The following is a 6,842-nucleotide window of genomic DNA, read 5'->3' as shown; positions in this document are numbered from 1 at the left end:
ATTTGCCGCCGACTTCCTTCAGATTCCACCTCACGGAGGACACCCTTGTCTTAAGCTAATGACTACTACTGCCTTCGCCATTCGGGACTTGCACCCTATAGATAACGCCCATGCTGGGCGACACTAAACGAGAAGCTGCCCCATTCGAGGGCAGCTTCTCCTATTTTATTAACACGTTACAACTTTGCCATTAATGGCTAATCGCCATATGAGCTTCGGCATTGCCTTCGGAGCCGTCTTCAGACTTCTTAGGCTTCTGAATCATGAGACCTAACAATCCTCCGACTAACGCAATACCAACCAAGATCAAGAACGTATAACCAAATGAGGAAGCATATAGCTCCAGATCAGGCCTCTGCTTGCCAGTTTCGATCATCAGATCCTTCATCTTGGTCGATGAAAGAGTCGTCAATACGGCAATCGCGAAGGACATCATGACTTGTTGCGCCGCATTCGTAAGCGAAGTCACACGACCTACCAGGTTCTGCGGAGCGGATTGGATAAGATGGTTATTCAGAGGCATCATGAACAGCCCCATTCCTGCCCCCAATAAAGCCAGCGGCAACATAACCGTACCTATGCCGGATTCCGCAGTTATACCCGACAGGAGCAATGCCGAAATCGTTGTCAAAGCCATCCCTGCCAATACAAGCGGGCGGGCGCCAAAGCGATCGGATAACTTTCCGCCGATTGGCATGAACACACCGGAAGCCAGTGCTTGAGGAAGCATAATCAAGCCCGTTTCAAAAGGAGAATACCCTTTGGCTTGCTGCAGAAACAGCGGAACCATGAACATCGTGCCGAACATTGCGATCTGCGATATCCATTGCACGATTATTCCTTTGGTAAAGTTTCCGGAACGGAAGACGCGAAGCTCCAGCAAAGGGCTTTGGCGATTTGTTTCCACGAGAATAAACAGAATCAACGCGATAACGCCTACGCCTATCCCAATGAGCGTTGTCGCATCTGCCCAAGTGGATTCACCCGTTACTGGATCTATACCGCCTTGAGAAACGCCGTAAACCAATGCAGCGAACGCTAAAGGTCCAAGTATCATTCCAAGTATATCCAATGACGCGACAGCTTGACGTTGAATATTCGGCAAAGTGCGGATGCCGAGTATAATACCGATAACTCCGATAGGCAGGTTAATCAGGAATATCCATTGCCAGCTGTGATATTCAACCAACCATCCGGCAACGACCGGACCAAGCGCAGGACCGAGCAAGATCGGAATACCGAGCATACCCATTACGGCTCCGACTTTGCCGGGAGGCGACAAGCGGTAAATAAAAGCCATGGCAATCGGTATAACCACGCCCCCGCCAACCCCTTGAATGATCCGGAAAGCAATGAGCATTTCCACGGTATTGGCCATCGCGCAGAGCGCTGAACCGATTGTGAACATTCCAATCGAAATCAAGAATACCTTCTTGGCTCCGAATCGATCCGACAACCAACCAGCCAAAGGTATAACGGCAGCCTGCGCCAGCGCATAACCGATAACTGTCCATTGCACTAGTGACAAATTAAGTAACTCGAACTCTTCCTGCAGCTTAGGCAGTGCGACATTAACTGCGGTACCATCCAATATGACCATGAAAATCCCGACGACGATGGCAATCAATGGCCCGAGAATGCTGCGAATAGATGCCGAACCTTCCGTTCCCGTTGGTGATGCTTTTGAAGACATGCATTACCCTCCTATCCAGATTATAGAGCTTCCTCTGCGCAGTCTCTCTCGTCCATTGACCGTCTTATGCTTTGACGCTACAATAAAGACATATGGACCCTACAAAGGTAAACTCGCAACTTACCGGACAATTGTCCGTTTAATTTCGATGTTACCGGACAATTGTCCGGTTGTCAACGGCTAAAATGTTAAATTTATGTAAAATGAGGTGATGACCGTGTCCATTCGCCGCGAACGAAAAGACGCTGCAGAGCACCGCAAATTAATCCTGCAAACCGCCAAGTGTCTCTTTAAAGAACATGGTGTTCATCCCGTTAGCATGCACCAAATTGCTAAGAAAGCAGGAATAGGACAAGCGACTTTATATCGTAGGTATGCCCATAAAGGCGATCTATGTTTCGATATTCTTCAGGATTACGGACGAGAGATTTTGGAGGAGATGAATTCTTATTTGCAAATTAATCAGCATGCTCCTGCCGCAGATCGATTAGGAGGCATTCTAGATTTATGGATTGATGCCGTGGAAGAAAGGTCCGATTTAATCATCGAGATGGAATCCAAAATGAACTGCCAGGATAACCGAGGTAATTTCTTTCATTCCCCAATGTATCGGTTTATCAGAGAAAAAATGTCGGGGCTTATCGTAGAGATTGTGGGAGCGAATCCCCAATTACCGATTGACCCTGACCTTACCGCACATGCCATTATCTGCTCCTTGTCTCCCGTTGGCTATTTCTATATCAAACAGGAAAAGGGATATTCGCGGGAACAGATGAAGCAAGGCTTTCGTCAGATGTGCCGTTTGGCATCCCCCGTATAAATAATAAACTTCAACCCCATATAACAAAGGCTGTCCGATTAGCAGAGCTTACCTTCTGCAGAACCGGACAGCCTTTCCCTTTGGCCATTAAGCTCCGAAAGTGCTCTTCTGACGCTCGCGAGACAACTTGAACATCCGCTCCGCAAGGACAATAACTGAGATAACAACCTCAACTAAGAAAATTGCACCGATCGCATCCATGATAACGTGTTGTTTCACGAATAAAGTGGATAAAATAATAAGGCTGGACATTCCCGTAATCAGAGTTACATTCCACTTATTGCGGAAGGAACTGGACCAAACCAGTCTCATTACCATGTAGCTTGAGAAGCAATGGATGCTCGGGAAGCAGTTAAAGGGCTGATCCCGGTTGTAAATGTAGCGCATAAGTTCGGAGAAAGGATCGCTTCCGATAACCATCGGACGAGGAACCGTCGTTTGGAACACGGAGTAGATCAAGTAACAGACGAGTGCACTAACGATATAAATCAATAAAGACCGATAGTAAACGTTGATGTCCTTCTTAAAGAAATATAACAAGCAAGCATAAATGTAGAATATCCATATGGAATATGGAATTGAGAACACCTTAAGGAAAGGGATCGCTTCATCGGCAGCAGTTATCAAACGATAAACTTCCTGATTGTTTGCATTGTTGGTCCATGCATATAGCATTCCAAGAAAAGGAAACACAAGCATAAGCAACAGCGGCGCATACTTTTTCCAATCTATATATTTAAGTTTCAATACTTAACCCCCTATTTATATCTGTAGCATTAACTCTTTATTCATGCACTGGCAAGCTGCTGACATAGCTATCCGACAGCTTCAACAATTCCAATGCGCGATTATATTCATCCGCCGTCAAATCGGTTTCACTTGGACTTAATCCGTCCCGAGGATAGCTCGTACCATCCTTATAATCATTACCCGGAACGAAAATACCATTATCGTTAATGAAGGACCCCGAAGGCAAATAGTAACGCTGCGGAAGCAAGTTGCTCTTCGCATTCAGAATATCCTGACCGAAGTGGATGTGATCCTTTAATGAGATCCCCAGCAGATTAGCTATGGTTGGGAATAGATCAACCTGACCCCCAGTCTGGGGCTGTAAGCTGCCTTGTGTTCCAGGCGCGATGAGCAGCAAGGGAATATTAAGCATTTCCGAGAAATGATAGGGTCGGCCGTAAATTTCTTCCATGAGGTCTTTCTCCCGGTCGACTAACGAATATAACGGCAAACCCAGGTGGTCTCCATAGATCAGGAGGATTGATTGATCCCACAAGCCATTCTTCTTTAATTTCTCTATAAAAAGGCCAACCGTATAATCCGTATAGTTCTGTGCCTTAATGTAGTCCCCTACAAGGGTATCCTTGTAACGCTCCGGAAGCTGAAGGCGAATTTTGCGCTCTGGAAGATTAAAAGGATGATGGGAAGACATCGAAATGATTTGCGCATAAAAAGGCTTGCCGCTTTGACTCATCCTCAGTAACTCGTCTGCCGTTTTGTCATAAAGCACTTCATCAGATGCTCCGAAGAAAACCATATCGTCTTCACCGAAAAACTCCGAGTCATAATAATGATCGAAGCCAAGACCCTTATACAGCTCCTTGCGATTCCAGAATTGCACATCATTCGTATGGAACGTTGCAGACTGATATCCATGCTGTCCCAGTACTTTCGGCAAGCTCGGCAGCGCTAAGTTCCCATAGTCCTGTGCTGCAGCTCCATGCTGAGGGATATAGAAAGAAGTATTGACGACAAACTCAGCATCCGAGGTGTTTCCTTGACCGACCTGTTGGTAGAAATGCGGAAAATAGAAGTGCTCCTTAGCAAGCTGGTTCATCACCGGCGTAACTTCTTGACCGTCGATTTTAAGATTTAGCAGGAAGTTTTGAGTCGCCTCAAGCTGAAGGATAATCACATTCTTACCTTGCGCTTTACCCCAATACATCGGTGCAGCTGCTTCTTTGATGCCTTTTAGCTTCGAAATAGCTTCCGTCGATATATGGCTTAGGTCCACCACATATTTGTTGGCGCTGGCAAACACCGCATAGGCCTCATAATTCAGAATACCCATGCTTTCAGCCTGCTTCAGCTCGTTAATGCTATCGCGATGTATCCATACGTTTAACACACTGGCTGTCAAGGAAAGAAAGAATATAACCGAAATCAAGACATTGGATTCCCTAACGGCAAGTGTCTTTCCCCACTTTCGGAACCGACGGTTCAATAAGAACAGAAGCAGAGCGGCAATGTCTGTATAAATGAACAAGAAATAAGGATGAAGCAAGGAGAAGACGCTTCCTCTGACCTCCGTCACTTGATTAACTTGCTGCAAGGCATGATAAGTCACGATGACCCCAAAATATTTGTAGTACATAATGACCGCAAAGAAAATAGTAGTCAGCAACAAATTAACAGTGACATATGCGCCCAGCTTCCTGCGAGTTGCCAGCCACTCAATGAGGCAGAACAGCACCCAGACTGACGGAATTCCAGTTGCGAGCGGCAGCCACAATGAACCTCCGTCGAATATAACGATAGTAACCAGATAAGTTTTTAGAATCATCATTAAGGAAAAAAAGATAAATGGCTTGGATAATACCACTCCCAGCCGACGAAACAATTGCAAGCCGATCACCTCCGGAACCTCATTTATTATAACGAATGTAAACTCACTGTTAAAGTACTACTTCAATGAAGATAACCTAAAGGTTGGCTAAAGAATTCTCTGTCGCTTATAATGAAGCAATCTAATCGAATGCGAAAGGGGTACCCTCATGGCTATATCCTACACAAGAGAATATGATCATATTTTGAATGACCTGTCTCACGCTATAGAAACAATCCCAAATTTCTATGAGGCTTTCGAAATGGAAGCTGATGATTGGAAAGAACTTGGGAAAGAAGAGCGTGAAATTTGTATTCGCACTCTGGCGGATGATTTGTTCTATATGCTTGGATCCGAAACCAATGCAGAAGTAGGTCTCGGCTCCGCCGAGTATGATTCTGCCCATGCCGTCATCAAAGTGACAGCGAACGCACAGCTTGTTCATGTTATCTGTTTGCGCGAGTAGCTCGCCTGGATCTTCTAAGACTCCAATTAGTAATGGATGGATGGGATTATATTGGACTTGAGAATCGCAGAGGAGCACTTCCATATTTCAACAAAGGGAAGCGAAGCTCCTCTTTACTCCATAGCAGCCACCGATATCCTTCAGCATGAGAAGATGTTAGAACTCCTTCAAAGAGGATCCGTGCTGGTCAAAGGCATTGGTCTTGAGCTGGCCGTTTCCTTTCTAGGTCTGGCATACTTCGGCTTGGCGGCGACGAAGCAATTCGTCATGTCCCGGTACAACCGGGTGCTGGACCTCTCCCTTGAGAATCTCACGATCCAACTACAATCCAGCGGCGATTATGCGCAGGCCGTATTTAAGCTGAAAGAATTGAAATGGACAGAACTCCCCGCGAATGATCGTGAAACAGCCCTCCTCGCGGAATGGAAGCATTATTTCGAAGAAACGATGAACCCCTTAATAGAAGCTACCGCGGGCAGCGCTGGATTCAAGCCCGCCATGATTTGGAACCAATATGGCGCTCGAATGTCTTACACAATGGACTATCTAAGATCCCATGCAGCTGAAGGTTCCGCTAGGCAGCTCCTCGAAGAAGACTTCCTGCTTCTTAGCAGCTTACCTGCAGAAACCTTTAATCTAAGAAGGAAAAACCCATTCGATCATACCCCGTGTTATATTGACAGCCCTTATCAGCCGGGTAACCAGATCATGATACGCTCTTCATGCTGCATGTATTACCGACGGGAGAACGGTGTAAAATGTTACAACTGTCCATTACTTAAGGATGAAGAGCGCGCAGAGATGAAGCTGAAGATTGAAGCTGACCGGCAAGGGCAGAGCGCATAACCAAAAAAACTACGACGGCACAATCATCGAACATAACTTTCTCGCTGTTCGTAGGTGAGCTATAGCGTGCTTTACGAAGTACACCGAGGCGCTCTCATTGTTTGCTTTTCGAGGCTGTCGATTAATTGTGGACATTTTTAACGTGAACATACAGATGCAGAGAATATATATGATTTTTCGCATACATTTACAGAATCCGGGCTCAAATCAAATTTTTTGTATGAAATTTCGTATAGAATCGACTGATTCGATGTGTATGACGCTCATTTTGTATGATTGTTCGCATACATTTTGTGGTTTCCCGCAGATTTCCGAAGTTAGGAACTGTTAATCGACAGCCTCTTTTTACGACAATGATGAGACGACTATTAGTTTCGTCCTCGTACGAGGCTGCTTGAAATAT

General features: G+C 45.6%; 6 protein-coding genes. 3 read left to right on the top strand and 3 right to left on the bottom strand.

Annotated features, from left to right (window positions below; translation table 11 throughout):
- Positions 1 to 190 precede the first annotated feature (190 nt).
- The gene (locus ACESLK_RS22190) at positions 191 to 1,693 is read right to left on the bottom strand and encodes an MDR family MFS transporter (protein WP_373231898.1); all 1,503 of its coding nucleotides are present in this window, start codon (positions 1,691 to 1,693) and stop codon (positions 191 to 193) included.
- A 217-nt stretch (positions 1,694 to 1,910) separates the two neighbouring features.
- Between ACESLK_RS22190 and ACESLK_RS22185 the strand changes: the two genes are divergently transcribed.
- Positions 1,911 to 2,513: a TetR/AcrR family transcriptional regulator gene (locus ACESLK_RS22185; protein WP_373231897.1), complete on the top strand. Its 603-nt coding sequence runs from the start codon at positions 1,911 to 1,913 to the stop codon at positions 2,511 to 2,513.
- Between the two features lie 87 nt (positions 2,514 to 2,600).
- On the opposite strand, the gene ACESLK_RS22180 is transcribed toward ACESLK_RS22185, so the two are convergent.
- Both ACESLK_RS22180 and ACESLK_RS22175 read right to left on the bottom strand, forming a co-directional pair.
- Entirely contained in the window at positions 2,601 to 3,260 is a 660-nt protein-coding gene (locus tag ACESLK_RS22180) for a phosphatase PAP2 family protein (protein ID WP_373231896.1), read from the bottom strand.
- A gap of 37 nt (positions 3,261 to 3,297) precedes the next feature.
- Positions 3,298 to 5,157 carry an LTA synthase family protein gene (locus ACESLK_RS22175; protein ID WP_373231895.1) on the bottom strand — a complete coding sequence of 620 codons (1,860 nt, stop codon included), beginning with the start codon at positions 5,155 to 5,157 and terminating at the stop codon, positions 3,298 to 3,300.
- A gap of 139 nt (positions 5,158 to 5,296) precedes the next feature.
- Here ACESLK_RS22175 and ACESLK_RS22170 point away from each other — a divergent pair, with 139 nt between their 5' ends.
- The gene (locus tag ACESLK_RS22170; RefSeq protein WP_373231894.1) at positions 5,297 to 5,593 is read left to right on the top strand and encodes a hypothetical protein; all 297 of its coding nucleotides are present in this window, start codon (positions 5,297 to 5,299) and stop codon (positions 5,591 to 5,593) included.
- Between the two features lie 51 nt (positions 5,594 to 5,644).
- Positions 5,645 to 6,439, top strand: coding sequence for a (2Fe-2S)-binding protein (locus ACESLK_RS22165; protein WP_373231893.1), 795 nt, complete (start codon positions 5,645 to 5,647; stop codon positions 6,437 to 6,439).
- The last annotated feature ends 403 nt before the right edge of the window (positions 6,440 to 6,842 follow it).

Source organism: Cohnella sp., from assembly GCF_041640265.1.
Lineage (GTDB): Bacteria > Bacillota > Bacilli > Paenibacillales > Paenibacillaceae > Cohnella.
Note: the sequence above shows the minus strand (reverse complement) of the source record. Positions and strands in the feature narration are given on the sequence as shown.